Annotated in this window: 19 protein-coding genes, 1 tRNA gene and 1 pseudogene; 6 read left to right on the forward strand and 15 right to left on the reverse strand. The window is 57.5% G+C overall.

The features are described 5' to 3' along the window. Positions 1-96: 96 nt before the first annotated feature. From L972_RS04185 to L972_RS04195, 3 genes are all read left to right on the forward strand, one after another. Positions 97-1,146: an efflux RND transporter periplasmic adaptor subunit gene (locus L972_RS04185; RefSeq protein ID WP_047435982.1), complete on the forward strand. Its 1,050-nt coding sequence runs from the start codon at positions 97-99 to the stop codon at positions 1,144-1,146. Continuing rightward, a complete protein-coding gene (locus L972_RS04190; RefSeq protein WP_047435983.1) occupies positions 1,146-4,262 on the forward strand; it encodes an efflux RND transporter permease subunit in 3,117 nt (1,038 codons plus the stop codon). The genes L972_RS04185 and L972_RS04190 overlap by 1 nt, the downstream gene beginning before the upstream one ends. Positions 4,263-4,436: 174 nt before the next feature. After that, positions 4,437-6,797 carry a YgiQ family radical SAM protein gene (locus L972_RS04195; RefSeq protein ID WP_047435985.1) on the forward strand — a complete coding sequence of 787 codons (2,361 nt, stop codon included), beginning with the start codon at positions 4,437-4,439 and terminating at the stop codon, positions 6,795-6,797. A gap of 91 nt (positions 6,798-6,888) precedes the next feature. Here the strand turns inward: L972_RS04195 and L972_RS20575 are convergent, their stop codons facing one another. From L972_RS20575 to L972_RS04230, 9 genes are all read right to left on the reverse strand, one after another. Next, complete coding sequence (locus L972_RS20575) at positions 6,889-7,758, reverse strand: HNH endonuclease (RefSeq protein ID WP_081990686.1); 870 nt, start codon at positions 7,756-7,758, stop codon at positions 6,889-6,891. Continuing rightward, the gene (locus L972_RS20580; RefSeq protein WP_081990687.1) at positions 7,755-9,203 is read right to left on the reverse strand and encodes an ATP-dependent nuclease; all 1,449 of its coding nucleotides are present in this window, start codon (positions 9,201-9,203) and stop codon (positions 7,755-7,757) included. The genes L972_RS20575 and L972_RS20580 overlap by 4 nt, the downstream gene beginning before the upstream one ends. 414 nt (positions 9,204-9,617) lie before the next feature. Next, a complete protein-coding gene (locus tag L972_RS04200) occupies positions 9,618-11,117 on the reverse strand; it encodes a histidine-type phosphatase (RefSeq protein WP_047435986.1) in 1,500 nt (499 codons plus the stop codon). 344 nt (positions 11,118-11,461) lie between these two features. Beyond that, on the reverse strand, positions 11,462-12,295 hold the full coding sequence (locus L972_RS04205) for a hypothetical protein (RefSeq protein ID WP_047435988.1): 834 nt from the start codon (positions 12,293-12,295) through the stop codon (positions 11,462-11,464). A 2-nt stretch (positions 12,296-12,297) separates the two neighbouring features. Continuing rightward, on the reverse strand, positions 12,298-13,878 hold the full coding sequence (locus L972_RS04210) for a hypothetical protein (protein ID WP_047435989.1): 1,581 nt from the start codon (positions 13,876-13,878) through the stop codon (positions 12,298-12,300). Between the two features lie 17 nt (positions 13,879-13,895). Further along, on the reverse strand, positions 13,896-15,434 hold the full coding sequence (locus L972_RS04215) for an OmpA family protein (protein ID WP_047435991.1): 1,539 nt from the start codon (positions 15,432-15,434) through the stop codon (positions 13,896-13,898). Positions 15,435-15,866: 432 nt separating this feature from the next. After that, complete coding sequence (locus L972_RS04220; RefSeq protein ID WP_021229110.1) at positions 15,867-16,307, reverse strand: hypothetical protein; 441 nt, start codon at positions 16,305-16,307, stop codon at positions 15,867-15,869. A 15-nt stretch (positions 16,308-16,322) separates the two neighbouring features. Beyond that, the gene (locus L972_RS04225; RefSeq protein ID WP_047435994.1) at positions 16,323-16,847 is read right to left on the reverse strand and encodes a DinB family protein; all 525 of its coding nucleotides are present in this window, start codon (positions 16,845-16,847) and stop codon (positions 16,323-16,325) included. Between the two features lie 183 nt (positions 16,848-17,030). Continuing rightward, positions 17,031-17,639 carry a short chain dehydrogenase gene (locus L972_RS04230; protein WP_033113045.1) on the reverse strand — a complete coding sequence of 203 codons (609 nt, stop codon included), beginning with the start codon at positions 17,637-17,639 and terminating at the stop codon, positions 17,031-17,033. Between the two features lie 105 nt (positions 17,640-17,744). Here L972_RS04230 and L972_RS04235 point away from each other — a divergent pair, with 105 nt between their 5' ends. Further along, positions 17,745-18,626, forward strand: a complete 882-nt coding sequence (locus tag L972_RS04235) for a LysR family transcriptional regulator (protein ID WP_047435998.1) — start codon at positions 17,745-17,747, stop codon at positions 18,624-18,626. A gap of 128 nt (positions 18,627-18,754) precedes the next feature. Continuing rightward, positions 18,755-19,669 carry a Gfo/Idh/MocA family protein gene (locus L972_RS04240; protein ID WP_047435999.1) on the forward strand — a complete coding sequence of 305 codons (915 nt, stop codon included), beginning with the start codon at positions 18,755-18,757 and terminating at the stop codon, positions 19,667-19,669. A gap of 111 nt (positions 19,670-19,780) precedes the next feature. Here the strand turns inward: L972_RS04240 and L972_RS04245 are convergent, their stop codons facing one another. From L972_RS04245 to L972_RS04255, 3 genes are all read right to left on the reverse strand, one after another. Next, complete coding sequence (locus L972_RS04245; RefSeq protein ID WP_005347582.1) at positions 19,781-20,131, reverse strand: TusE/DsrC/DsvC family sulfur relay protein; 351 nt, start codon at positions 20,129-20,131, stop codon at positions 19,781-19,783. Positions 20,132-20,155: 24 nt separating this feature from the next. After that, complete coding sequence (gene yccS, locus L972_RS04250; protein ID WP_047436001.1) at positions 20,156-22,321, reverse strand: YccS family putative transporter; 2,166 nt, start codon at positions 22,319-22,321, stop codon at positions 20,156-20,158. 249 nt (positions 22,322-22,570) lie between these two features. Then, a complete protein-coding gene (locus L972_RS04255; protein ID WP_005338308.1) occupies positions 22,571-23,227 on the reverse strand; it encodes a Bax inhibitor-1/YccA family protein in 657 nt (218 codons plus the stop codon). A 208-nt stretch (positions 23,228-23,435) separates the two neighbouring features. Between L972_RS04255 and L972_RS04260 the strand changes: the two genes are divergently transcribed. Further along, positions 23,436-23,523, forward strand: a tRNA-Ser gene (locus L972_RS04260). 138 nt (positions 23,524-23,661) lie between these two features. Here the strand turns inward: L972_RS04260 and exeN are convergent. The 3 genes and pseudogenes from exeN to exeL form a co-directional block, all read right to left on the reverse strand. Then, positions 23,662-24,429 carry a GspN family type II secretion system protein ExeN gene (exeN, locus tag L972_RS04265; RefSeq protein WP_047436003.1) on the reverse strand — a complete coding sequence of 256 codons (768 nt, stop codon included), beginning with the start codon at positions 24,427-24,429 and terminating at the stop codon, positions 23,662-23,664. Further along, positions 24,426-24,917: a GspM family type II secretion system protein ExeM gene (exeM, locus tag L972_RS04270; protein WP_042083641.1), complete on the reverse strand. Its 492-nt coding sequence runs from the start codon at positions 24,915-24,917 to the stop codon at positions 24,426-24,428. Before exeM ends, exeN begins: the two co-directional genes overlap by 4 nt. Then, positions 24,914-25,531, reverse strand: a pseudogene (gene exeL, locus L972_RS04275) (GspL family type II secretion system protein ExeL); the annotation flags it as partial. The gene exeM and the pseudogene exeL, both read right to left, overlap by 4 nt.

The raw sequence follows: 25,531 nt of genomic DNA on the forward strand, positions 1-25,531 counted from the left end.
GTTACGTTTTGTCACATTTATACATAGTCACGGCATAGTCTGGGGCTAAAATGGCCCCAATCTGGATTTACCCTCTCACTCTTCATGGACTGTTCGATGAAAATGCGTATCTGGCTCGGCTTGGGCCTTCTTCTAATCGTGGTTGCCGGCGTCTGGGCGCTGCGTCACAGCGAACCCGCCGCCAAAGCACCGACCAGACAGGTCAATATCCGCACTCAAACCGTCAAACAGAGTCTGGCCGAACCGACCCTCAAGCTGGTGGGCAAGCTGGCGGCCAATCGTTCCGTCATGATCAGCCCCGAAGTGACCGGCCGCATCGTCAAGATTGCGGTGCAATCAGGCCAGAGCGTGGCGAAGGGGGAGACCCTGATCGCGCTGGATGCGGGCAAGCAGCAGGCGGAGCTGGCCGAGCAGAGCGCCAGTCTGCGCGACGAGAACCGCAAGCTGGGGGATATGCGCAAGCTGGTGGCTCGTGGCGCCGTGACCCAATCCGAGCTGGAGGGGCAGGAGGCCACCGTGGCCCAGGTGCAGGCACGCCTCGATGCCGCCCGCTACGAGCTCTCCCTGCGTACCTTGCAGGCGCCCTTTGCCGGTACCGTGAGTCTGATTGACTTGAGTGAAGGGGCGCTGGTCAACAGCGGCGACACCCTGCTGCATCTTGATGAGCTCGACAAACTGCGCCTCGATCTGGCGGTGCCGGAGCGTTACCTCTCCCTGTTGCGACCGGGCATGGCGGTCACCGCCACCAGTACCGCCTGGCCGGATCAGCAATTCAACGGCACCATGACCACTCTCGACAGCCGCATTTCCAACGATACCCAGAACATCAAGGCGCGGGTGATGATCCCCAATGGCAACGGTCAGTTGCGCCCGGGCATGCTGCTCAATGTGGAGCTGGCACTGCCTGCCCAGCAGCTCACCCTGATCCCCGCCCAGTCGGTGGAGTACGCCGGTGAGCAGCGCTTTGTTTACCGTCTCGAGGCCGATGGCCGGGTCAAGCGGGTGCCTGTGGTGCTCGGTGAGACCGAAGGGGAGACCGTCTGGGTCACCGAGGGGCTGAAGGTCGGCGATCGCATCGTGGTCGAGGGGCTGGTCAATCTGCGTGATGGGGTGCAGGTGCGTGATCTGGCCGAGGTGAACGGCTGATGTGGCTCTCCGATATCTCAGTTCGCCGCCCGCTGGTGGCGGTGGTGCTCAGCGCCCTGCTCACCGTGTTTGGTCTGGTCGCCTTTAGCAAATTGACGGTGCGGGAGATGCCGGACGTGCAGATCCCGTCGGTCTCCATCACCACCACCTATGAGGGGGCGGCCCCCTCGGTGATGGAGAGTCAGGTCACCAAACCCATCGAGGATCAGCTCTCCGGCATCAGCGGCATCAAGAACATCAACTCCATGACCCGCAAGGGACGCTCGATGATCACCGTCGAGTTCAAGCTCGGCTGGAACATGGTGGAGGGGATCTCCGATGTGCGCGATGCTCTCTCCCGCGCTCGGCCACGGCTGCCTGATGATGTGGACGAGCCGCTGGTGACCAAGGATAGTGGCAACGGCGATGTGGCGATCTGGCTCAACTTCAGCAGCAGCCAGATGGATCGCACCGCCATGACCGACTACGCCAACCGGGTGCTGGTCGACCCCCTGAGTCTGGTAGACGGCGTGAGCGAAGTGGCGCTCTCCGGCGATCTCACCCAGGTGATGTATGTGCGGCTGCGGCCTGCGGATATGGCCGCCCGTGGCATCACGGTGAGCGATGTGGAAGAGGCCCTCAAGCGGGAGAACATCGAGCTGCCGGGGGGCGAGATCCGCAACAACTCCATGACCATGGCGGTGCAAATCGCCCGGCTTTACCACACAGCGGAAGATTTCCAGCAACTGCAAGTCACCACCGCCGCCAACGGCCAGAGCGTCTATCTGGCCGATATCGCCGACGTTGCGGTGGGGGCCAAGAACGAAGACAGCGCCTATCAGCGCAACGGCAAAGAGAGTCTGGGTATCGGCATCGTCGCCCAGTCCACCGCCAACCCGCTGGCAGTGGCGCAGGGGATCGAGAAGAAACTCGGCGAGATGCAGCGCTTCCTGCCGGAGGGGGCCAAGCTCGAGGTGGATTACGACTCTACCATCTTTATCAAGCAGGCCATCGACGAGGTGTACGAGACCCTGGCCATCTGCGCCGTGCTGGTGGTGGCGGTGCTCTATCTGTTCCTCGGGCAGGGGCGCACCACGCTCATTCCGGCCATTACGGTGCCGGTATCGCTGATCTCTGCCTTTATCGGCGCCTGGTATTTCGGCTTTTCCATCAACCTCATCACCTTGCTGGCCCTTATTCTCGCCATCGGCCTGGTAGTGGATGACGCCATCGTGGTGGTGGAGAACATCCACCACCATCTGCAGCGGGGTGAACCGCCCCTGCTGGCCGCCTGGCACGGCACCCGCGAGGTGGGCTTTGCGGTGATCGCCACCACCGCCGTGCTGGTGATGGTGTTTGTCCCCATCGCCTTTATGGATGGCATGGTGGGGCGGCTCTTTACCGAGTTTGCCATTCTGCTTTCGCTCGCAGTGCTCTGCTCTTCGCTGGTGGCGCTGACCCTGACCCCGGCCATGGGCTCCTGGCTGATGCGCCCGCTGGATAAACCGAACCGACTCACCGCCGGGCTCGATCGCGGGCTGGGCTGGCTGGAGGGGCACTATCGCCACCTGTTGGCGTGGGTGCTGCGTCGCTCCCGCTGGACGCCGCTGGTGCTACTGCTCTGTCTGGGCGGTATCGGCGCCCTCTTTACCCAGCTGCCGACCAGCCTTACTCCGACCGAGGATCGCGGCGTCATCTATGTCTTCGTCAAGGGGGCAGAGGGGACCAGCATCGAGCGGATGAAGCGCAACATGCAGCAGGTGGAGTCCGCCATCATGCCGATGCTGGGCAAAGGGGTGGTGCAGGCCCTGAGCTTCAGCACCCCTGCCTTTGGCCGTGGCGGCGATCAGACCGGTATGGTGATCATCCAGCTCACCGACTGGGCCGAGCGCGACGTCACCGCCACCGAGTTCTCCCGCTCGCTGGGTGCCAAGCTCTCCGGCATTCCCGATGTGATGATCCGCACCTTCCAGCCCGGTTTTCGCGGCGGCTCTACCGCGCCGGTGCAGTTCGTGCTGCAGGGTAACGACTATGCCGAGCTCTACCAGCAAGGATTGGCGCTGCAACAGGCGGCGCAGGGCAGCGGCCTGATGCTGAGCCCGGATCTCGACTATGCCGAGAAAACCCCCGAGCTGCAGGTGACCATCAATCGCGACAGCGCCAGCCAGCTCGGCATTCCGGTCTCCACCGTGGCCAACAGCTTGCAGACCCTGCTGGGCGGGGCGAGCAAGACCACTTATGTGGACAGGGGCGAGGAGTATGACGTCTACCTGCGCGGTAATCAGACCGAGTTCAACGGCATCTCGGATCTCGGCCGCATCTATCTAAAAGCCGCCAACGGCGAGATGGTCAGTCTCTCGACTCTGGCCACCGTCAAGCAGGTGGCGACCGCCAACCGCCTCAACCACTACCAGCGCCAGAAGGCGATCACCCTGACCGCCGATGTGCACCCCGACCACACCCTGGGTGAGGCCCTCGATTTCCTCGATGGCTGGGCCAACGCCAACCTGCCCACCGGCATGACGGTGGATTACGCCGGTGATTCCAAGGATTACCGCGACAATCAGGGGGAGATGGTGCTGGTCTTTGGCCTCGCCCTGCTGGTGGTCTATCTGGTGCTGGTGGCCCAGTTCGAGAGCACCCTGACCCCGGCGGTGGTGATGGTGACGGTGCCACTCGGTATCTTCGGTGGCCTGCTCGGCCTCTGGCTGACGGGGCAGGAGATGAGCATCTACAGCCAGATCGGCATGATCATGCTGATCGGTATGGTGACCAAGAACGGCATCTTGATCGTCGAGTTCATCAACCAGCTGCGCCAGCGGGGGGAAGGGTTCGAGGAGGCGATCATCGCAGGCTCGGTGCGCCGCTTGCGCCCCATCCTGATGACCTCGCTCACCGCCATTATCGGCGCTGTGCCGCTGATGCTCTCCATGGGGGCAGGCTACGAGAGCCGGATGGCAGTGGGAACCGTGGTCTTCTTCGGACTGTCGCTGGCAACCCTGGTCACCCTGCTGGTGGTGCCCGCCATCTACCATCTGATCGCCCGTCACGCCGGAATGACTGGTGCGCGGGATCAACTGGTAGACGAAGCACTGGCCGCCAAGGGGGCAGGGGAGTCGCACCCTCCGGCGCTCTGACCTCAATCCTGACGGAGGCCAGTAAATCAGCCTCATCATAACAAGGGCGCCTGCGGGCGCCCTTGTTATTGCGGGCGGCGGCCTATTCCGCGGGATCTATAGGGACAAAAAGCCATCGCTCCCCTTGGCCGCAACCGGTATAATGCGCGACCCGAATTTTTCCAGGTGTTCAAAATGCAGCCGGTACCCAACCTTTTCTCCTATCCCCGCTATTGGGCCGAGTGCTACGGCACGGCGCCCTTCCTGCCCATGTCCCGCAAAGAGATGGACAAGCTCGGTTGGGACAGCTGCGACGTCATTCTGGTGACGGGGGATGCCTATGTGGATCACCCGAGCTTCGGCATGGCGGTCATCGGCCGCATGCTGGAGGCGCAGGGTTTTCGGGTCGGCATCATCGCCCAGCCGGACTGGTCATCCAAAGATGACTTTATGCGTCTGGGCAAACCGAACCTCTTCTTCGGGGTGACCGCAGGCAACATGGACTCCATGATCAACCGCTACACCTCCGACAAAAAGCTGCGCCACGACGACGCCTACACCCCGGGGGATGTGGGCGGCAAGCGGCCGGATCGCGCCACCCTGGTCTATACCCAGCGCTGCAAGGAGGCCTTCAAGGAGGTGCCGGTGGTCATCGGCGGTATCGAGGCTTCCTTGCGCCGTATCGCCCACTACGACTACTGGTCCGAGACCATCCGTCGCTCCATCCTGCTCGATGCCAAGGCCGATATCCTGATTTACGGCAACGCCGAGCGGCCGCTGGTGGAAGTGGCCCACCGCATCGCAGCGGGGGAGACCATCGAGACCATGCAGGATATTCGCGGCACCGCCGTTATCCGCAAGGAGCCGCTGCCGGGCTGGAAAGGGGTGGATTCGAGCAAGCTCGACCAGATTGGCCGCATCGATCCCATCATGAACCCCTATATGGAAGGGGCTCCATGCTCTGACGACGCCACTGAAGCGGCACCTGCCGCGCAGGAAGCCCAGCCAGTGCTGGTGCAGCCACCCAAACCCAAGCCGTGGGAAAAAACCTATGTGAAGCTGCCGGCGTTCGAGCGGGTGAAAGAGGACAAGGTGCTCTACGCCCACGCCTCGCGCATTCTGCACCACGAGACCAACCCCGGCTGCGCCCGCGCCCTGTCGCAGGCCCACGGCGATCGCATCGTCTGGGTCAACCCGCCCGCCTTCCCGCTCGAAACCGAGGAGATGGACGGCGTATTCGGCCTGCCCTACCAGCGGGTGCCGCACCCGGCCTATGGCAACGAGAAGATCCCCGCTTTCGAGATGATCAAGACCTCGGTCAATATCATGCGTGGCTGCTTTGGCGGCTGCTCCTTCTGCTCCATCACCGAGCACGAAGGGCGCATCATCCAGAGCCGCTCGGAAGAGTCGATCCTCAAGGAAATCGAAGATATCCACGACAAGGTGCCGGGCTTTACCGGCGTCATCTCGGATCTCGGTGGCCCCACCGCCAACATGTACAAGCTGCGCTGCAAGAGCCCCAAGGCCGAGCAGACCTGCCGTCGCGCCTCCTGTGTCTGGCCCACCATCTGCCCGCACATGGACACCGACCACAGCCCGACCATCAACCTCTATCGCAAGGCGCGCGACCTCAAGGGGATCAAGAAGATCCTGATCGCCTCCGGCGTGCGTTACGACATCGCGGTGGAAGATCCCCGCTATATCAAGGAGCTGGCCAAGTACCACGTTGGCGGCTACCTCAAGATCGCGCCGGAACACACCGAAGAGGGGCCGCTCTCCAAGATGATGAAGCCGGGCATGGGCAGCTACTACCAGTTCAAGGAGCTGTTCGACAAATACTCCAAAGAGGCGGGCAAACAGCAGTACCTGATCCCCTACTTTATCTCCGCCCACCCGGGCACTACGGATGAAGACATGATCAATCTGGCGCTCTGGGTCAAAGAGAACCGCTTCAAGCTCGATCAGGTGCAGAACTTCTACCCGTCGCCGCTCGCCAACGCCACCACCATGTATTACACGGAGAAAAACCCGTTAAACAAGGTGAGCCGCACCGGTGGCGATGTGTTTGTTGCCAAGGGCGAGCGCCGTCGCCGTCTGCACAAGGCGCTGCTGCGCTACCACGACCCCGCTGGCTGGCCGATGATCCGCGAAGCCCTGCTCGCCATGGGCAAGGGCCACCTGATTGGCAATGGCCCCGGTTGTCTGGTGCCGCCAGAAGGTAGGAATGAGCGGCGCAACGAGCGCGCCGCCAGCGGCAAGGGCATGAAACCGGCCCTGACCCGTCACAGCAACATTGCCCATCAGCGTGGTAATGGCGCAGGCAACAAGCCGACGGGCGGCAAGCCGCTGGTCTCCGAGCTCAAGCTGGGGAACGGCAAGCCCGCCGGACAAGGCGCAGGTCAGAATGTCGGTAAGAGTGCAGGCAAGGGCAAACCGACCGGCAAACCCGCCCATAAGGGCAAGGCGCCAACACGGGCAGGCTCCGCCAAACCTGCCACTCAGCAGGGCGGCAAGCCTGCGGCCAAAGGGAATGGTGCCAAGCGACCGGCGCGGTAATATTTCCTGATTGGAAAGCGATAGAAGTAAAAAAGGCGACCGTATGGTCGCCTTTTTATTGGTTGTTTCTCCTAGGGAGGTTTAATTTTTCTTACAGTGCATCATTAACAGCTATAGAGAAGTTATTGCTTGTAGACAGAGCTTTCATCAAAACTACACGCCAATGATTTAAACCATATAGTTGTTCTTCAGTTAATAATAAATGATTTATGAATTGACCAACATTATTTCCACCGCTACGAAGGTGACTAAGGCAGGTGTTAAATAACTCTGATATCTCATCATTTGCGAGCTCATTGTATGTAGAGATTAAATTCAGCTTTGTATAATGTGCTGTCAGTACAGCCCAAATATCATCAGATATTCCTGCTGGTCTATTCATTGAAAAACTAGCGCCTATAGCGTTAACTCCAGCTCGAGTATGCAAGTTTACATTTAAATATTGTAGTGCAGGAATTTCATCACTATAAAAGTGTAAAAAAATCCTATGGTTTAAATTTTTCCAATCATTGTTTTTTGTTTGATTACAAGTTCCACAACAAGGGACTAAATTCAATGCATGCACTGATAGTTCTGGGAACTTTGATTCTGGGAGATAGTGGTCGAACGTTTTTGGTAGTGTAACACCGCAATAAGGGCATCGTTTTAATAGTCTTGGCGGCTGTGCATTTTCAATTAAACGGAATATTTCTTTAACTTTTTCTGTACGACCGGTATAACAGCTTAATAAATCGTTTTTATGCCTTGCGAGAACATTATCCTCTGATAAGTTAAATAAGTTTCGTTGAGCTACAGCACGTTCGAAGATTGTATATCGAGCAAGGATTTGGTTTTCTAAATTTAATAGATTGAATTTTGTTTCGTTCCGAATGCCTTTCACGGTATTAGTTTTCGAATTAACAACATCCTTATGTCTTTGTGAAAAAGGAACATTGGATGGTGGTACTATCAGATTTCTCATATAGTATCACCATACTGTGCAAGCAAGTATGCTTTAGCATTGAAGCTTAAATTATTTTCAAATAATTCATTCACTTGTTCAAATGAAAACCTATTTGAAAGCCTTTTTAATACACTTTTATAATAATTTGGTATTGTGACTGTATCAAAAACATGTTTTGTTAATTCTGAAATATTTTCACCAAATGTTTCAAACTGCATATTTGTAGATATTGTGCTATTACCTTCCCGAGTTAGTAATATTACTCGCTTTCGTGGTATTTCTTGTAATACGATTGGTGAGTGTGTCGCTATGATGGCAAATGAGTTATAGAGCTTAAGCATCTTATTCATAACATTGAATAGATGAGCTACAGCATTTGGGTGTAGGTGTGTTTCTGGCTCATCAAACAAAACTAAAGTATTATTTTGGATACGCGCAACAAGGGCTGTCACAAAATGCGCTAGTATCGATTGGCCAGAACTTAACAGCGATAATGCATCATCGTTAGCATCATTATCTAGTTCAATTTTAAGTTGGTCCAAAAAATCACCACTAGAATTATCAAGAATCTCAGACATGAATGAAATCCAAGCATCTTTTCTTCCTAGTTCATTTATTTTTAGTAAGTTTTTCTTGTAGTTTTCTATGAGAGATGTTTTTGATAAAGTACCATTTTCATTTCGAATGCCACAATACACATAGCTAGCTTGAGGTTTTTTGGGTCTGATGAACTTATCGAATGCGCTATATGAAACGGTTATTACACGATTAAATATTGGTCTATTACCATCAAATCGTTTATTTTTATCATTAACTGTTTTCTGAGATACCCTTCCAACCTGTACAAGATCTTTTGCTAGATTACCTAGCAGTTGGGTTTTTCCTACAGCATTACGTCCAATAACACAGACTATTCTACCAGGCAAGATGTCATTTTCATCAAAATCTACAGTTATTGTGAATGGACCATCTGCCCCATCAATATAAGAGTTGTATTTGAATGAGAAATTTTCATCAAAGTCTTCACCTAAAATAACTGATCGTCCAAATCTAAAGGCACTATTAGCACTATTATTTCTGAAAAGGGAATTCCTATATGCAGATTCTCCTTCGAACCCATCAGCTTTGTTTTGGTTCCATGAAATATCATTTAATGCCTCTAAAATAAGCTCAGATTCACTACCTCCTATTATATTTATCAAATTGCTATAGTAGTCTATATCTTGACCAAGGCTAATGTATTTATCATTAAGTGAGTGAAATTCACTTGGTAATTCTGTAGTGTCTTCTTTCTTTTGCAATATTTTTACTTCGCCAATAAGAAAAGACTCTAACTGGCTCTTATGATAGTGAAGATGAAAAGTACACTTTGTCCCAAAGTCATCCCAGTTATCATGTGATAAGCTAAAAATAGGGTAGTTTTCACTTACTAATGCCTGTTTAAATTTTTTTACTTTGAACATATTGCTTATCTCTAGCTTATATAAATCCCTAAGATGGGATGAAAAAAAGGAGGCTATTATTCTAATTTTTTAAGAAATATGGGGCACCCACCTTTCTGTGTTAGGCCTATTACAACCAATTTCCACGCTACCGCCCGTGGATTACAGCTTCCGATATGCTCCCTTGACCCGCGCTGGCAGCAACCCATCGCAGTTCAACAGGTTCTGAGTGGCTATGGTAAGCCAAACGAAACTGCCGAGGCGAGACTTAAAGTGACCTAACTATCAGAAATTAATCGTTTTTTGAACTGGATCAGCAAATGGAACCGGAAGGCGGCTTTATAGCCATATCCCGCTTTGGCAAGCAGGGAAGGGAGTGAATAGGGGCGACCTGCTGGTCACCCCTTGTGATTGCCATATCCGGCGTGTTTGGGGCTAGCCGTTATAGCCGTAGCAGCGCTTGAGCTCCTCGAAGTCGTAGTAGTGGCTGCCGCTCTGGTAGGGCTGGCAGCCCGTTTTAAAGGCGATCTCCTTTTCGTTGTAGAGCATCTTGGCCAGCACCTGCCGCTGCCCGTTCTGATAGATATCCCACTGAATATTGGCGGTATAGGGGGAGACCCAGCCGCCTCGCCACTCGTTGTTCTGCTGGCTGAACAGCTGATCCGGGCTGGCCCCCTGACGGCTCCCTTCCAGCTTCATCAGGGCGGCGAGGGGGATAATGGCTTCGGCGTGGGCAAAGCGCAGGGTGGCCCGTCGGCTCTGCTCGCCTTCCACTACCTGACGCTGCACCTCGCCAAACAGGCCGTCGAGCAGCGGCTGGGCAATGGCGTAGGGGGCGCTCTGGTTGGCAAAGCTCGGCCCCTTTTCGTAGAAATCTTCCGCATCGGAGAGGTAGGAGAACCAGGCAGACTCCTCCGGGGTCAGGAACTGCTCCAGCGCCCAGGGTTCGCTGCCCTGTGCCTGCGCTTCGCGGATCATGCCGGGGCCGATGATAAAGAGGTTGTAGAGCATCAGGGCGGCATCCACTTCGTCGCGCACATAGGTCATGCCGCCATCTTCCGGGTTGACGGCGACAAACTCGACGCCGCCCGCCAGATAGTCGACAAACCCCTTGCTGTAGATACGCTCCAGCATGCTGCGAGCCATCTCTTTGGTCTTGCTCAGGTTTTTAAGCTGATCCAGCGCCCTGGCCAGCTCGGGGGCCGGGGCGACTCCGGCATCTTCGTCGCCGATAAAGCGCTGGTAGCTCTCATAGGCGGGCAGGTAGCGGGCGTAATCCCCCTCGGGCGTGGTCTTGTGGAAGTAGAGCTCGAACTTGTTGACCAGCTTTTTGTCGATTTTCGAGGGGTCATCCTGCTTGAGGTAGCACTGCGCCGAGTCGCTGACATAGCTCACGTTGCGCTTGAGGCTCTCCATAAAGTAGAAGGCGCTTTCGTTGGCCCTGTCCTTGCCCGAGGTGACCACCTTGATGCAGTGGGGCTCGCTGCTGTTGAGCAGGGTTGGCAGCCGCGCCGCCAGCCGGGTGGCGAGATTGGCGTGCTCCTCCTTGCCCAGCGCCGAGAGCAGGCCATAGCCCAGTTTCTGGTTGGCGGCCGTCACCAGATCGACCTTGCCTCCCAGCCCCTGCCCGAGAGTGGTGAGCGCCCCCTGACGCTGCGCCTCTTCCCAGACCAGCTTGGTCAGCACGTCATATTTCGGGCTGGAGAGGGATCGCGAGCCGTGGCGCGCCACCATCTCGGTAAAGACCGGGCTGAACCCCTGGGGCGCTGGCTCGTAACTCTCCGCCTGCTGTTGCGGGCTGTAGACCGCTTTGGTGCTGTATTGGTAGGCGGTTTTGCCCTGGCTGTCGGTAGACGATTCGTTCTCTGACTGGCAGCCACCAAGCAAGACCAGCGAGACGGCCAAAGCCACATAAGAAGAGCGCGGGAAAGTCATGATGTTCCTTATCTATCCATATGAAAAATAAGTGAAAAACTCTATGGCTTGAAAATGACCGCGGGATGTCAGCCAGATGACAGGCTGATGACTTCTGATAAAGCAGTAAGCAAGGGGACAGACGTGGCGAGCATGCCCATCAGGGAGCGCTTCTGTTATCTTGGCCTGCCCGATAGATGGGCTTGGAGCCCGTTTTTGACGTGTTTGGCAGGAGCAATCAGATGGCAATAAAAACGCGATCCCGCAGGGAGAAGGTGGGCAGCAATGAAAATAACAAGGGCAACCGGTTGGTCGCCCTTGTGTGATGTGGTTGAAGCGCGGAGCTCTGCCTGTGGATGTGGCGGTTACTGCAAATCCGTGCTCAGGCTGGGGGCTCCGAAGTTCACTAGAGTGGCATGGGAGTGCTCGAAGTACTGTGACCAGAAGTCACCGAGTGCATCCATGGTCTTGCCGGAACGATAGGCATGCTTCACCGCATCTGTCACCAGACCGGCGCCCGTGACGTAGACGCGAGCGCCTTGCAGATCGGCAAACAGCCCCTTGTTCTTGGCCTGCTTGAGCTCGTCGCCTACATTGAGCTGCTTGATCTTGTTGGTGGCATAGAAGCTGGTGTAATCGGAGTGCTCCAGCATGTCCGAAATGAGGAACACGACGCGGTCACTGACGCCTTGCTCGGCCTTCATATCCTCACCCACTTTTCGCAGCGAGTTCATGATTTCGCTCTTGGGGATGTCTTGGCGGGCATCACGTAGTGCTTTCACGAACTGTTTGCCAAAGCCGTTACGAAAGACCTTGGTCTGCGTCGTCAGGCAGGTGTCCAGACCGCGCAATTTACGCATGCTGACATCGTCCCGGACTTCCCCTTCCAGCGGCATATCCAGTTGCCCCGCATAAGTCAGGCGAAGGTATTCACCAGGCAAGAAGGCGGAGAAGGTATAGAGCTTGACGCGATCACCGGCTTGGACGAACCGTTCGATCTGCCCCCAACTGCTTCGTTGCAGGTCTTCAGGCATCGGAATGGTCTGGTCGATGATGACTACCAGCTCGCGGCCGGTGCCCGCAGGTTTCATGTCGGCCAGGCCATTACGCTCATAGCAGCTCTGTATGTCGTTACGCTCGGCCGCCAACGCTGCACAAGGCAGCGTCAACGCCAGTAGCAATATATGGGTGATCTTCACGATTAGGCACTCTGCTTGGCGGGAAAGAGGCCCAGGGTCTTGAGGGCCATCTGCTGCTCACGGATATCACGCAACTGAGCTTCATCAACACCCAGTGCGCGGCTGGCCGCGGCCAGGCTCTCTTCGGGCAGGCCAGTGACATCATGGAAATCGGCGGCCTTGACGCTAGGTCCGGCTTGGCTGGGGGCATCAGTGGTAGATAGGACCTCCGTTTCTGCTTGAGCAACCGCAGGTTGTACGGCCGGTGCCACCTCGGCTTGCGCTGCCGGAGTTGCCTGAGGGGCAACCTTGGATGGTACAGTGCTCGGCCTTTCAATAAAGGCCAGGAAGTTACGACGGGCAGATTTCTCCCCTTCCAGCGCACCTAGCACAGCAGAGTTGGTATGGTCACGGCTCGACAACAGTGTCTGCAAACGGCGGAGTTTGTCATCGGCATGGCTGGCAATGGCAGTGCGTTGCTGGTCCATCGCGTCCAGCATCTCCTCGGCAGTCGCGTACTCGTGAGTCAGACGCCAGGCTGTTTTGGAATGGGTGCCCGCAAAATGGTATTTGCTGGCAAGCCAGATGCTGATCCCCTGGATGGCGATATAGATGAGCGACAGCATGACGTAGGTGGTCAGGCTGGCCTCACGGATTGCCTGCATCTTGTCTTCGATGGTGGCTTCTTCCGCCTCGTTGTTGATTGCCTGAGACTCTTCCGGCAGATCAAATGGCGAACTCATGCTGCTGTCATGCTGGGCCGTTGTTTCTGCACGCATATTGTTGACCATCTCGGTTTCGATGCTATCGAGGGTCGCGGAGCGTACCACGAAGGCGCCAACAGCCATGCAGGCAACAAATGAAGCACAGACAATCAGCCAGACAAACTTGCGGCTAACATTGGAATTCACATCCTTCAGGCGTGCCAGCAGCTGTTCATAGTCAGGTTTGTCAGAATCCGAGAATGAGTCTTCCAGATTGATGGCCTTGTTTGCCTTGAGGGTACGAGAGCGTTTGGATGGCTCTTCCCCTTGCCACCAGTGGCGCGCACGGGCTATCAGACTGTTGTGATGCAGGGTGTGCCCGGCAACTTCCGCTAGAAATGCGGATGCGACGGCAAGCAATAGCGCAGTCGCGGCCGCCAGCAGGTGACGGTCATTGGTTGATGCATCCATGTTCATCCAACCTGCGAGCACGTAGGCAAACCCCATTGCCTCGACCAGTACCAGTACTAGCACCAAGGCCAGAACCCACGCAGGGCGCGGGGAACGACCAGCCTCTCCTGCCTTGGCCAGGTAGTCGAGGGAGGCGTTGTAGGCATCTGTTCCTTTTAAATGCTTCTTGTATTCGCGGAAATACACATTGGACAGGGTCACTTCATGGTTGATCCAGCCATCTCCATCGACCGAGGCTGGTTTGCGCGCGAGGCGAGCCACGGTGCCGATGAGAGGGAGGCTGTGCCATACCCGGATCAGGAAGTAGGAGACATTCTCCCAATGCCGCCATACCACAACGGCACTGATGAGGAATGAAACAAGGCCAACGGTCAGCATCTGGTTGGCGAGGATCAGCGCTTTGAGCGCTGCCAAAGAAAAGTCTTCCACTAAGTTTCTCCGTTTTCTTATTTGGAATGGGTGGCGGGAATGGGCTTGTAGGAGGCAACATAAGCCTCGGAACCTGCCGGATAGAACAGGGCTCCCTGGCTTACCTGGGCGTTGCCTTTGCTGAACACGAGATCCATGCAGGACACAGATGCCTTGGGATCGCTGGTGAAGACACGGTAAAGCACTTCACTTTCTCCCTCATAGGTGTTGGCCACCGCCTTGAGGGTTTGAGGCTTCTTCTGATTCGAAGATTTGTAACCCTGAACCACCTGCAGGATCGGTTGACGATCGACCTTGGCGTTGTCACGCAAGATGGAAACCGGAGAAACAGTCACCAGGTGGCCGTTGACGGTATTGGCCCAGACACGATTGTTATAGCCGGGCATGTACTCCTTGGTGGCATGACGTGGGAGAGGTTTGTCGTCCGCCATGCTCAGTACCTGGCCAGCACTGCGCGGCTTATCTGCCTCACAGCTCGACATCGGCATGTCGCTTGCGTATGCGCTGCTAATGAGGGCAAAACCGCTCGCTTTGGGCTTGATGTTCTGAGCCATGTTCCACTGATAGGTTTCAGCAGGCTTGCCGCCGAAGTCCACTGCTGCCTTGGCGTTGGGGGCGGCCTTGGCCATGCTGGTGTCTGGAGCGCTCTGCTTGGCTGTTGTGTGACGAGGTGCTGTTTGCGACGTGGTCGTCACCTTGCCTGAACCGCTTGCGGACTGAGCCGCAGGTCTGGTCGCAGCCACACGAGGTTTGGCGGTCTCGGAAGTCCCATAACGCAGATATCGGGTATTGCTCTCTTCGGATTGGGCTCGCATGACCAAGGCCTGCTCGTTTGCCAGTTCTACAATTTCGACCCGGCGATTCTGACCGCGAAGCAAGGGATCACTGTTGTCTGCTATAGGGCGAGAAGAACCAGCACCTTGATAATAAATGGAAGAGGCCGGGATACCCGATGCGACCAAGATCTTGCCGACGGCTCTTGCCCGTTGTTCGGACAGTCGCAGATTCAGTTCTGCAGGGCCGGTGGCGTCACTGTGGCCGACGAGGAGAATGCGGCGCGCATTCGAGGCGTCAGCGGCGGCGGGTTTGGAATAGAGCTGGGCCAGTTTTGTGACCACTCGCAGACCGCTCTCTGTCAATTGAGCAGAGCCAATTGCAAACATGCCGGAATCGGGTATCTGAGCTACCAGTCCTGCATCCTGTGGCACTCCCGTAACTGCAGATGGCTCGGCAACGGTCAGTTTCTCGGTGGCAATGTTGAGATTTTCTTCCTTGGCTATCCGGTCAAGCTCTTGTAGCCGTGACTGCCACATATAGCCTGCAGCACAGCCTAGCGCCCCCCCGATGGCGCCCCCTGCAACAGCACCTTTCTTTCCGTTGAGCGCGTAGCCTGCAGCGCCCCCGGCTATAATGCCAGCCCCACAAAGAACCGGCATACCGTAATCTTTGCCAATGTCATTGACAGTAGATTTGAAATTCTGCATCTGCTGAGAACTGCAACCAACAGCCACGATCAGCACACAGCTGATAGGCGCAAGACGAAACGATTTATCCATAGCTATTCCTTGCCATTTTTATTTAATAGCGAGATTTAGACATACCAATAAAGTCGGCATCAAAGCTTCTTCGGGGGCGGTAAAATATCGACAGCTATTGACTTTGGGCGCATTAGCGCTGGCAGCTTTTGATTATCAGCGCTCAATGCATTAATTCACTTCAATTGCTGTGTCTTATATGACCTGATTATCAGAAGAGGCAATATCTATGCGTTCTTATAGGTATCGAGTGGCTATGATAAGCCAAATGAAGCTGTGCAAGCGAGAGCAAAAGTGATGTAACCATCAGAAAAGCTTCGCCTTTTAAAATCTGTTATCAAGTTGTTTTTTATTAGTGACGGGAGGGGCTCTCATGTGGTTTGTGAAATGTCAGCTCTCTTCGGGCCATAATGGTTTGAGATACAGTCAAGACGGATCATGGGCGATGGCAACCTACTGCCTGACTTCCTGACCCTTGGCGTTCTGCAGGGTGTGAAACAGGTAGTGATCGTCCCGATCGTAATAGACGGTAATGGTGTGGCGCTGGGTGTAATCCGCCGCGACCCCGGCCACCGTCATCGGCACCAGGATCAGCTCCCCCAGCCCCAATGTCACGGCGCTCGCCGTGGCCTGGCCATTGCCGTCAGCGCGCTTGTGGATCTTGCCGAGCACGGTAAAGCGATCGCACCCCTTGACCTGCGGCGTATCCATATATTGGCCTTGTGTACAAGGCTGCGGTTCGCCCAACTCGGCACGGATATGTTCTCGGGGTTGTCCCTGTGTCAGGGTCTCGCGAAAGCGCCCCGAATAGTGATCGATGGCGGCGGCGCAGCCACCTAGCAGCAATGGCAGCGCGAGCAGCAGCGGATGAGAAATACATACAAGACGATTCATAAGGACAAGACTCCGTTATTGCGCCAGTGACGCGCTATCTTGGCCACGTCGCTCCGGCTCGCTGCGATGCAAAAAGGTGGTCAGGGTATCGCGCGGCGGCGTGATGCCACACTGCACCAGAATCCGCCCGATGGCTCCCCTGTGATAGCCGCCATGATTTACCAGATGGAGCAGCATTTCATCGCGGCTCATCTGCCCCTTGTCACCATCGACAAAGCGAAACGAGAGCGGGGTTGCCCCCTCTTGCTGGCTCAGCGCCGCGACGTAATTCACCAGCCAGTTATCCAGTTCGGTGACTGCGCTGCGCAGGGCGCTGAGGGTCGGTGTCTCCGGCGTATTGGTGGCGGTAAAACAGTGGCGTTCCCCCAGCAGATTGGCCTTGAAGATGGCATCGACCACATGGATATGGTTGAAGATCCTGAGGCAGGTGTGGTGTGCCTCGCCATATTGCTGTGCATCGAGTGTGGCGATGGCATCCAGCAGTTCGCCATCGGCCCAGCGTTTGTAGTGAAAGAGAGATTGCAGTGTCTTGTTGCTCATCGCGTCCTTGCCCTTGTCGCTTCGTGAAGTGCGGCATGCTAGCCAAAATGGGCTCAATACGAAACCCATTCTGTTGCAGCTTTGGCTCCCGTCATACAAAAAAACTGAAAGCTGGCACTGTCGGGGAAGAGGAAAAACATCGACAAGGAATTACAAAGGCATTGGGGTCACACCTGAACCGGATCAGGCATCGACATAGAGCACCTGGCCGCTAATAAAGCCATCGACGGAGCGCTCAAACGCCTTGCCGACCAGGGCGCCCGGCACCGGCTGGAAGCCTGGCATCATCTCGCCATATACGTCCCACGCCTCTTCCAGTACGGTCGGGTTGACCACATTGATGCGGATGCCGCGGGGCAGCTCGTGGGCCACGCACTGGACAAAGGTATCGATGGCGCCGCTGGTGGTGGCATCCGCAATGGCCAGCGGGATCGGCTTGATATTGAGGATGCCGGAGATCAGGGTGAAGGAGCCCCCCTGATTGATGTAGTTGAGACCGATATTGACCAGATTGATCTGGCCCATCAGCTTGCTCTGGATGGTGGTTTGCCACTGCTCGTCGCTCATCTCGCCAAAGGGGGCGTATTCGCAATAGCCGGCGGTATTGACCACCGCATCGAAGGAGCCCACGTTTTGGTAGAGTCGCTCGATGGATTCTCGGCTGGTGATATCCACCTGAAAATCACACCCCTCGCCGGAGCGGCTGGCGGTAATGACTTTGTGCTTGCCCAGACCACTGAGGGCGGCTTGCCCCATTTTCCCCTGAGCACCAATCAGAATGACTGTTTTCATCGTTAACCTCGCTTTGCTGGAAGAGCTGCAAGGTTAGAGAGCTACTGATACAATGTAAATCATGGGTGATTTGTATGTGATACAACTGAAATTGGTGAGGTAAGGGTGGAGAGGATCGATATCAGGCAGATGCGGGTGCTGGTGCTGCTGGTCAGATACAAGAGTGTGTCGCGGGTGGCTGAGTTGCTGGAGATCTCCCAACAGGGGGTGAGCAGCCATCTGAAAAAGCTGCGCGATATCTTTCCCGCCGAGCTCTTTATCCGCCAGAGCGCCGGATTGCAGCCGACCGACTACGCCTGCGAGCTGGCCGACAAGTTCGAGCAGATCCTGGCCGATATCGACGGGGTCTTTGTGGCTGCGCCCTTCGACCCCGCCAGCAGCCAGCGCACTTTCAGGGTGATGGCCAACGAATATGCCCAGCTCGCCATTATCCCAAGGTTGGCGAGCGCTCTGCGCAGTCAGGCGCCCTCCATCCGGCTCGATGTGGTGGACTTTCAGGCCGAAGCGCATCTGGAGGCGCTGGCCAGCGGCGAGGTCGATCTGGTGATTGGTTTTGATGCCTATCTCGACCCGGGGTTGCTGCGCGCCACCCTGCGCCGGGATCACTACTGCTGCGTGCTGCGCCGCGACTCCCGATATCTTCCGGACAACGCCCCGCAGGATCTGGCGGCCATCCCCTTTGTGCAGTTTGCCAACAGCGTCGGCAATTTCGAAGGGCAGATGAGCCCGCAGCAGGTTGCCAGCGCGGCGGTGGCGACGCTCCCCTGTTACACCTCGCTGCAAGCCTTTATGTCGGTCAATGACGTGGCGGCCTGCATTCCGTCGGCCATCGCCGCCCTCGGGGATTTTCGTGTGCTGGAGCTGGCCGGGGCGCCCCAGCCGTTCGAGGTGGTGGTCGGCAGACACCGCAAAAGCCAGGGCAATCTCGCCATCGAGTGGCTGGCCGAGGTGATCAAGTCGGTTTGCGATCTTGCCATGCCCGGATAACGCCGCCGTTTGCCGAGAGCTGCACACGCCAGCCAGCGCGCTAACGGCAGGCTGGATCTGCGGGACAAATCCTGCGATGGTGCGGGCAGTTATCCGCTTGTCCCGTTATCGAGTGAAAAGGAGTTGAGATGCGCATTGCCATGATTGGTCTGGGTGATATCGCCCAAAAAGCCTATCTGCCGCTGCTGGCGAGCGATGAGCGGGTCACCCCGCTGCTCTGCACCCGCAATCCATCTGTGCTGGAAAAGCTCGCCCGCCAGTATCGGGTCGCCGAGTGCTTTACCGATGTGGCGGCCATGCTGGCCAGCCGTCCCGATGCCGTGATGATCCACGCCGCGACCGTCGTGCACCGCGAGCTGGCCGAGCAGTGCCTGCGCGCAGGGATCCCCACCTTTGTCGACAAGCCCCTGTGCGACAATCTGGCCGAAGCCGAGGCGCTGGCCAACCTCGCCATCGCACAAGATTGTGCCCTCTTTACCGGCTTTAACCGCCGCTATCTGCCCGCCATGGCCGAGGCGCGGGCCCAGCCGCTTACCGAGCTTAACTGGCAGAAACACCGCTTCGCCCTGCCCGGCAAGGCGCGGGATTTTATGTTTGACGACTTTATCCATGTGCTCGACAGCCTCTGCTTCTATGGCGGCGTGCCGGACGGTGACTTTCATGCGGTATTGCGCCCCTGTGCGCAGGATAACAGCCTGTTGGCCGGGGTAAGCGTTAGCTGGCAGAGCGGGGATCGCGCCATCAGCGGCAGCATGAACCGCAGCGCCGGGATCACCGAGGAGCGCATCGATGCCTACGGCGACAATCTCTCCCTGCACCTTGAGAACTGCACCCGCGGCAGCATCGCCTGCGACAAGCAGGCGCAGATGCTTAGCCCCAACGACTGGCAGCCGGTGCTGGCCCAGCGCGGCTTTGCCGCCATGCTGGAGCACTGGTATCAGCAGATTGAAATCGGCAAAGCGGATAGCGAGCTGATCGCCTCCTACCTGCACGGTCACAGGCTTTCGGAGCAGCTGGTGGCGCTGGCTGACAAGCGGGAATAAGGCTGGCTGGAAACCTGAGAGATATTAAGACGAGGTGCGCGAAGATAGCGCACCAAACACAACGGGGGCCGCAGTTGCGGCCCCCGTTGTTATGGGATGAGATGCATGGGATCAGATGCACTTCACCGGCTTGGGCAGGCCACCAATCTTGGTCGCCTGCTTGGCGGGCCCTTCCGGGAACAGCTTGTAGAGATAGCGGCTGTTGCCCTTCTCGGGGCCGTACTGCTTCTCCATCGCCTTGACCAGCGCGCGGATGGCAGGGGAGGTGTTGAACTCAAGATAGAAGGCGCGCACAAAGCGCACCACTTCCCAGTGCGGCTCCTCAAGCTCGATCCCCTCCTGCGCGGCCAGTACCAGCGCCAGCTCCTCGCTCCAGTCGTTGCTGTTGAGCAGGTAGCCCTTGGCATCGGTCTCGATGAGTTGGCCGTTGAATTCCAGCTGATGTTTTTCGGACGCAGACATGAGGGCTCCTCGCTAATGGGGCTATCAGGATTGGGCGGGCATGGTAGCGCCTTGATCCCCGGTGAGCAACCGGCTCTCGTTAGCCAGATGCAGCAGCTGATCCGCCAGCTCGCTGATCAGGTTGAGCTGCTGGGTCAGCATCAGCTGCTCCTCGCTGCTGTCCGGACTGCTGTCCGTGCAAAGAAGGGGGCTCTGACCACCGACGGAGCTGGAGGGGTTGCCCGCCAGATGACCGGCGGCCTGCTCCAGGGTGTGGCAGATGTGGTGGCGTACTTCATCCAGCCCGCTGATGGCCTCCAGTTTGTCGCGATGGGCCCCCAGCGCCGAGATGTAGGAGAGCAGGGCGTGGTTGCGCCAGGTGAGGGTAAAGCAGAGATCGAGGAAGCGGCGGCGCTTTTGCGGCTCTACCAGCATGCTCTGCCAGGCGGTGGCCAGCTCGCTGTCTGCCAGATGGGCGCTCTTGCGCGCCACCCGATAGTCGATGGACTCGTCCCGCTGCTGCTTGAGGCTTGCCAGCACTGCCGAGAGGTAGCGGGCGTTGGCCGAGAGCGAATTGGCGATAAGCGTCGGCAGCCGCTTGTACTGCCAGTCAGGCCAGAGCCAGGCCACCAGCCCGTAGGAGATGAGGCAGCCGAGCAGGGTATCGAGCAGCCGTGGCCCCAGAATGGCAAAGCCGATGCCATCAAGCAGGTTGAACGCCATCAGCACGTAGAGGGTGATAAAGCAGACCGCGGCGCTGTAGTTGTTGCGCACCTGGGTGAAGAAGAGGAAGGCGGCCAGCCCCATCACCACCAGCTGGACGTGCAGCTCGGGGAACAGCCAGAGCACCGGAATGCCCACCAGAATACCGGCGAAGGTGCCGAGCATCCGCTGCACCAGTCGGCGGCGGGTGGCGCTGTAGCTGGGCTGGCAGACAAACAGCACGGTCAGCAAAATCCAGTAGCCCTTTTCCAGATCAAAGGCTTGCAGTATGCCGTAGCCGATCACCAGCCCCAAGGAGAGGCGCAGCGCATGGCGAAACACCATGGAGTGCAAGGTGAGGTGCTGCTTGAGCTGGGTCAGCAGCGGCAGGCGGGGCGGCCGCGCCAGCGCGGGCAGCTCCTGCTCCGGCTGCTCGGGGTTTTGCAGCACTTCGGCGCTGCCGAGCAGCTGGTTGATGCTGGCCAGATTGCGGCGCAGGAACTTCATCGGCGTCAGCAGGGTTTTCGGGTAGTGCTGTTTGAGATTGGTGAACTCCAGCTGATCGCCAAGGGCTTCAAGTGTCCAGTGAATGCGCTTGTTGTGAGCGTAGGGCTTGTGCACCAGAATGGCGTAACCGAGCCGCTGGCATGCCTCGGAGAGCTGCAGGAACACCTCCTGAAATCCTTCCAGTACTATGCCCTGCTTGAGCTCCGCTTCCAGCCGGCTGTAGGGGTAGTGGCTGGAGGTGGCACGTTCGTGAATCTCCAGCGCCAGCAGATAGAGGCGCAGCAGGCTGGCAAGCTCGGGGCTCGCCGGATGGCGGCGGCTCAGGCGGGCGTTGAGGGCCGACTTGGTGAGGGTCAGCGCGCTCACCAGATTGATGTTGAGCTGGGCCAGATTGTGACGAATGGCCTGGGCGCCGTGCTCGTCCGCCGGGAAGAAGCGGGACTTTTCCAGCAGGTAGCGGCCAAGGGCGAAGTAGCTCTGGGCCAGCTGCTCGTGCAGGGTCTTGTAGGGCAGCAGCCAGAGCCAGATAAACGAGACCAGCCCGTACCAAAGGGCGCCAGCGCCGAGCGCCAGCGGCTGGTAGAAGAGATCCGGCGCCTTGGCGGCACCCAGCATGGTGTAGATGGCGATCAGCAGCGAGCCGAAGCTGATGGTGGCGTAGCGGGCACCGAGCGCCCCTACCATCACAAAGATAAAGGTGGAGCTGGCGAGCCCGATGGCAAACAGCCAGGGGGTGGGGTAGAGATACTGCACGCACAGGGACGCGAACATGAAGCAAATCAGCGTCATGGCGAGGTTTTTGAGGCGCCCCCACAGGCTGTCGTCGGTTTCGGCGATGGCGCCCGCCACGACCCCGAGGGAGAGCAGCACGGTGAGCTGGATATTGCCGGTGGCCAGGGTGAAGGCGAGCAGACCGAGAATGGCCAGCAGCACCTTGAGAGCGAAGTAGATGTGACTATCGGTCAGCAGTCGGCGTAACAAACCGGAGAATTCCATGGGCATGCTAGGCACCACCCTTGAGCGAAGCAAAATCGATGTGACTATCAATCAGCAGTCGGCGCAGCAGGCCAGAGAGATCCATCGGCATGAGACAGGTGAAACCCTTGATCGAAACGAGAGCGAGATAGTAACCCGCCAAGCGCGAAGTGGCCCTGATCCAAATCAGGGCCACTTCGCTTCATATCCTTGATTTACAACTTATCCTGACAAAAATCGACGCCAATAAAAAACCCGCCGAAGCGGGGTTTCTGATTAGTTGCGGTTGCCGCCAAGCAGGCTCAGCAGGCTCAGGAAGATGTTGTAGATGGAGACATACAGGGTGACGGTGGCAGAGATGTAGTTGGTCTCGCCGCCGCGCACGATCTGCTGGGTAGTCAGCAGGATGGCCCCGGAGGAGAAGAGCATGAACATGGCGGACAGAGCCAGGCTCAGGGCGCTCATCTGCAGGAAGATGTTGGCAATCATGGCTACCAGCAGTACCCAGAAACCGACGAACAGCATGCCGCCGATGAAAGAGAGGTCACGCTTGGTAGTCAGGGCATAGGCCGACAGACCGAAGAAGGTGAGCGCGGTGCCGCCCAGGGCGGTCATCACGATCTCGCCACCACCATTGTTCATGTACATGTTGATGATGGGGCCCAGGCTATAGCCCAGCAGACCGGTCAGGGCGAAGGTGAAGACCAGCCCCATGCCGTTGTTGCGATTCTTCTCGGTCAGGAACATCAGACCGTAGACGCCGATCAGGAACACGGCCCAGTGCAGCGGCGGCATGTTCATCACGGTAGCGACCCCCGCCACCACGGCAGAGAAGCCCAGAGTGAGGGAGAGCAGCATATAGGTGTTACGCAGCACCTTGTTGGTATCGCGTACGGCACTTTGGGTGCCAGTGTAGATAGAACGGGTATCCATCTTGGGTGTCCTCTTGATGTCCGGGTGAGACGGCGAGCAGCCGCCTCGTGATCGCTGTTTGTTACTGCATGTTTACGCATTGTATGTAGAACAAATAGGGATGACGAGGAACAATTTCAAGCCACCTGCCATTTTGCTCCCGCACACTATCCCACAGGAAATATGTATTGCATATGAACAAGGGCTTAGCGTAGTATGCACGCCGTTCGGAGGGGTGGCAGAGCGGCTGAATGCACCGGTCTTGAAAACCGGCGATGGGCGACCATCCGTGGGTTCAAATCCCACCTCCTCCGCCATATTCAAAGAGAAAGCCCAAGCGATTCAATCGCTTGGGCTTTTTTGTATCTGTCGTATCTGGCATTTCAACTGACACGTCACATGGACGATAAAATTGCTCGGGTTGTCCCTGAGCCATTTTCACCTTGAATGATGGCTTAGATCCGCCCCTGATAGCGCAGGGGGAAGCGGCCCTGACTGTCGGGCTGGCCGAGGAAGGGGAGCCCTTGCTGCATCTGTGGCGGCAGTGCCGGGCCCGGTTTCAGGTTGCCCTGGAACAGGTATTGGCCATTGGGTTGCAGCTCGAGGCGACCCATGGTCTGCACCGCATCCGAGCCCTGCTTGAGTTCGGCCACCAGTTTGGAGTCGAGGCAGGTGAGTTTCACCTCGGGGTCGGCCAGATCCAGCTTGCCCGCCGGGGTATCGGCACTGGCGTTGTACCAGTCGAGGTTGCCGTAGAGGTTGTCACACCAGGGGTTGCCCTGGGCAAATTGCTCCACTTTGAGCTGTAGCTGGCCGCTGACGGAGATCGGGATCGGCAGGCGCATCGGCACCCGGCTCAGCAACCAGGGGGCGGGGGCGTTAAGGGTCAGATCCCGGCCGAAGGCGGAGCCATTCCAGCCGACAACGCCCTGACCATTGAGCCCGTTGCGATCGCCAAAGCGTATGGCCACTTCGGGGGCGAAGCGCAGCAGCGACCAGCCGTTGAGATCCCAGCGCAGCTGGTTCACCGATTCGCTGGCATATTGCAGTCGGGCAATCTGGCCGTTCCAGAGGGTGCCGCTCACCCCTTCCAGTTTCAGCAGATTGGCGACGTTGGCAGGCAGCGGCAGATAGCGAGCCACCAGTGCCGCAGGCAGGGTGGCCAGCAGGAAGACCAGATAGGCGGCCAGAAACAGGCTGGCAATCAGGATGCGCTTTTTCATTGTGGACGACTCAACTGCAAACGTCTGACCTTGACCAGGCCCGGGGCCAGATCCTCGCGGGCGATCTCGATGATTTGAACCTGAATACCGTGCTGCTCCACCAGCGTGGAGAGCCAGAGCAGCAAGTCATCGAACTGGACCGTGTCGATCCACACTTGCAACTCCTGCGCCTGGGGTTGCAGCCGGGCAATCTTGATCTTGTGGTTGAAGGCGGTGCGGTTGACCACCCCTTCCAGGGTGCCGCTGGTATCGATCTGGCGACCCGAGCCCCCTTGCATGGCCAGCACCTCTTCCCCCTTCTCCTTGAGCCAGGCGAGGGTCTGCTGCTGGTTCTGCACCTGCCGCTCCCGCTCTGCGATGCGGTTGGCGATGGGCTGCCAGACGCTCCAGTAGAAGAGACCGACCAGCAGCAGAACGCCACCCGTGACCACCAGCCGCTGTTCCCGTGCGGTGATGCCGTGCCACCAGCTCTGCAATTTTTCCATCATGATGATTTACCCTTGAGCACCAGTGCGCCCTCTACCTTGCCCTCGGTGCTGCGCACCTCGCCTTGCTGTACCTCGAATTGCTTGCCAGCCAGCTCACGGAACCGCTCGATCTCGGCAAAGCCGGGAGCGGTCACCTGCAGCCGCAGCTCGCGGCGACTGGCATCAAAGCGCATCACCTGCGGCTTGAGGCCGGGTACTTCGGCAAAGGTGGGGGCCAGCTCGGTGAGCATCAGCAGTACGCCGTTTTGCGGGGCTTGTCCCATCTGTTGCAGATGCTGGGTCATCTGGCTGCGCACGTTCACGATGCGGCTTTCGTTAGGGAAGATGCGGCTGTAGACCTGACGGATCTCCGCCTTGAGCGCCTTGTCCTGCTCGGTGAGCTGATAGAGCTGCACCCCGCGCTGGCCGAGGGCCACCAGCAGCAACAAGCCTGCGGTGATGGCTACCTTGCGCCACTGCAACCAGTAGCGGGCATATTCGGTCTGCGGCCGGTAGGGGCCGGTCAGCAGGTTGGCGCGGCAGGTGAGTGCCCCTTTGGCTAGCAGCAGCATGGGGAGTTCGGGCTCCGCCGCCTGCCAGTGGGCGGCGGCAATGGCGGGCACCGGGGTGTGGCT

The sequence above is a fragment of the Aeromonas sp. ZOR0001 genome, assembly GCF_000801015.1.
Taxonomy (GTDB): domain Bacteria; phylum Pseudomonadota; class Gammaproteobacteria; order Enterobacterales; family Aeromonadaceae; genus Aeromonas; species Aeromonas veronii.

Excerpts from the sequence above, each read along its gene's own strand:
- L972_RS04185 (WP_047435982.1), top strand. The coding sequence starts at position 97 with ATGAAAATGCGTATCTGGCTCGGCTTGGGCCTTCTTCTAATCGTGGTT.
- L972_RS04190 (WP_047435983.1), top strand. The coding sequence starts at position 1,146 with ATGTGGCTCTCCGATATCTCAGTTCGCCGCCCGCTGGTGGCGGTGGTG.
- L972_RS04195 (WP_047435985.1), top strand. The coding sequence starts at position 4,437 with ATGCAGCCGGTACCCAACCTTTTCTCCTATCCCCGCTATTGGGCCGAG.
- L972_RS20575 (WP_081990686.1), bottom strand. The coding sequence starts at position 7,758 with ATGAGAAATCTGATAGTACCACCATCCAATGTTCCTTTTTCACAAAGA.
- L972_RS20580 (WP_081990687.1), bottom strand. The coding sequence starts at position 9,203 with ATGTTCAAAGTAAAAAAATTTAAACAGGCATTAGTAAGTGAAAACTAC.
- L972_RS04200 (WP_047435986.1), bottom strand. The coding sequence starts at position 11,117 with ATGACTTTCCCGCGCTCTTCTTATGTGGCTTTGGCCGTCTCGCTGGTC.
- L972_RS04215 (WP_047435991.1), bottom strand. The coding sequence starts at position 15,434 with ATGGATAAATCGTTTCGTCTTGCGCCTATCAGCTGTGTGCTGATCGTG.
- L972_RS04220 (WP_021229110.1), bottom strand. The coding sequence starts at position 16,307 with ATGAATCGTCTTGTATGTATTTCTCATCCGCTGCTGCTCGCGCTGCCA.
- L972_RS04225 (WP_047435994.1), bottom strand. The coding sequence starts at position 16,847 with ATGAGCAACAAGACACTGCAATCTCTCTTTCACTACAAACGCTGGGCC.
- L972_RS04230 (WP_033113045.1), bottom strand. The coding sequence starts at position 17,639 with ATGAAAACAGTCATTCTGATTGGTGCTCAGGGGAAAATGGGGCAAGCC.
- L972_RS04240 (WP_047435999.1), top strand. The coding sequence starts at position 18,755 with ATGCGCATTGCCATGATTGGTCTGGGTGATATCGCCCAAAAAGCCTAT.
- L972_RS04245 (WP_005347582.1), bottom strand. The coding sequence starts at position 20,131 with ATGTCTGCGTCCGAAAAACATCAGCTGGAATTCAACGGCCAACTCATC.
- yccS (WP_047436001.1), bottom strand. The coding sequence starts at position 22,321 with ATGCCCATGGAATTCTCCGGTTTGTTACGCCGACTGCTGACCGATAGT.
- L972_RS04255 (WP_005338308.1), bottom strand. The coding sequence starts at position 23,227 with ATGGATACCCGTTCTATCTACACTGGCACCCAAAGTGCCGTACGCGAT.
- exeN (WP_047436003.1), bottom strand. The coding sequence starts at position 24,429 with ATGAAAAAGCGCATCCTGATTGCCAGCCTGTTTCTGGCCGCCTATCTG.
- exeM (WP_042083641.1), bottom strand. The coding sequence starts at position 24,917 with ATGATGGAAAAATTGCAGAGCTGGTGGCACGGCATCACCGCACGGGAA.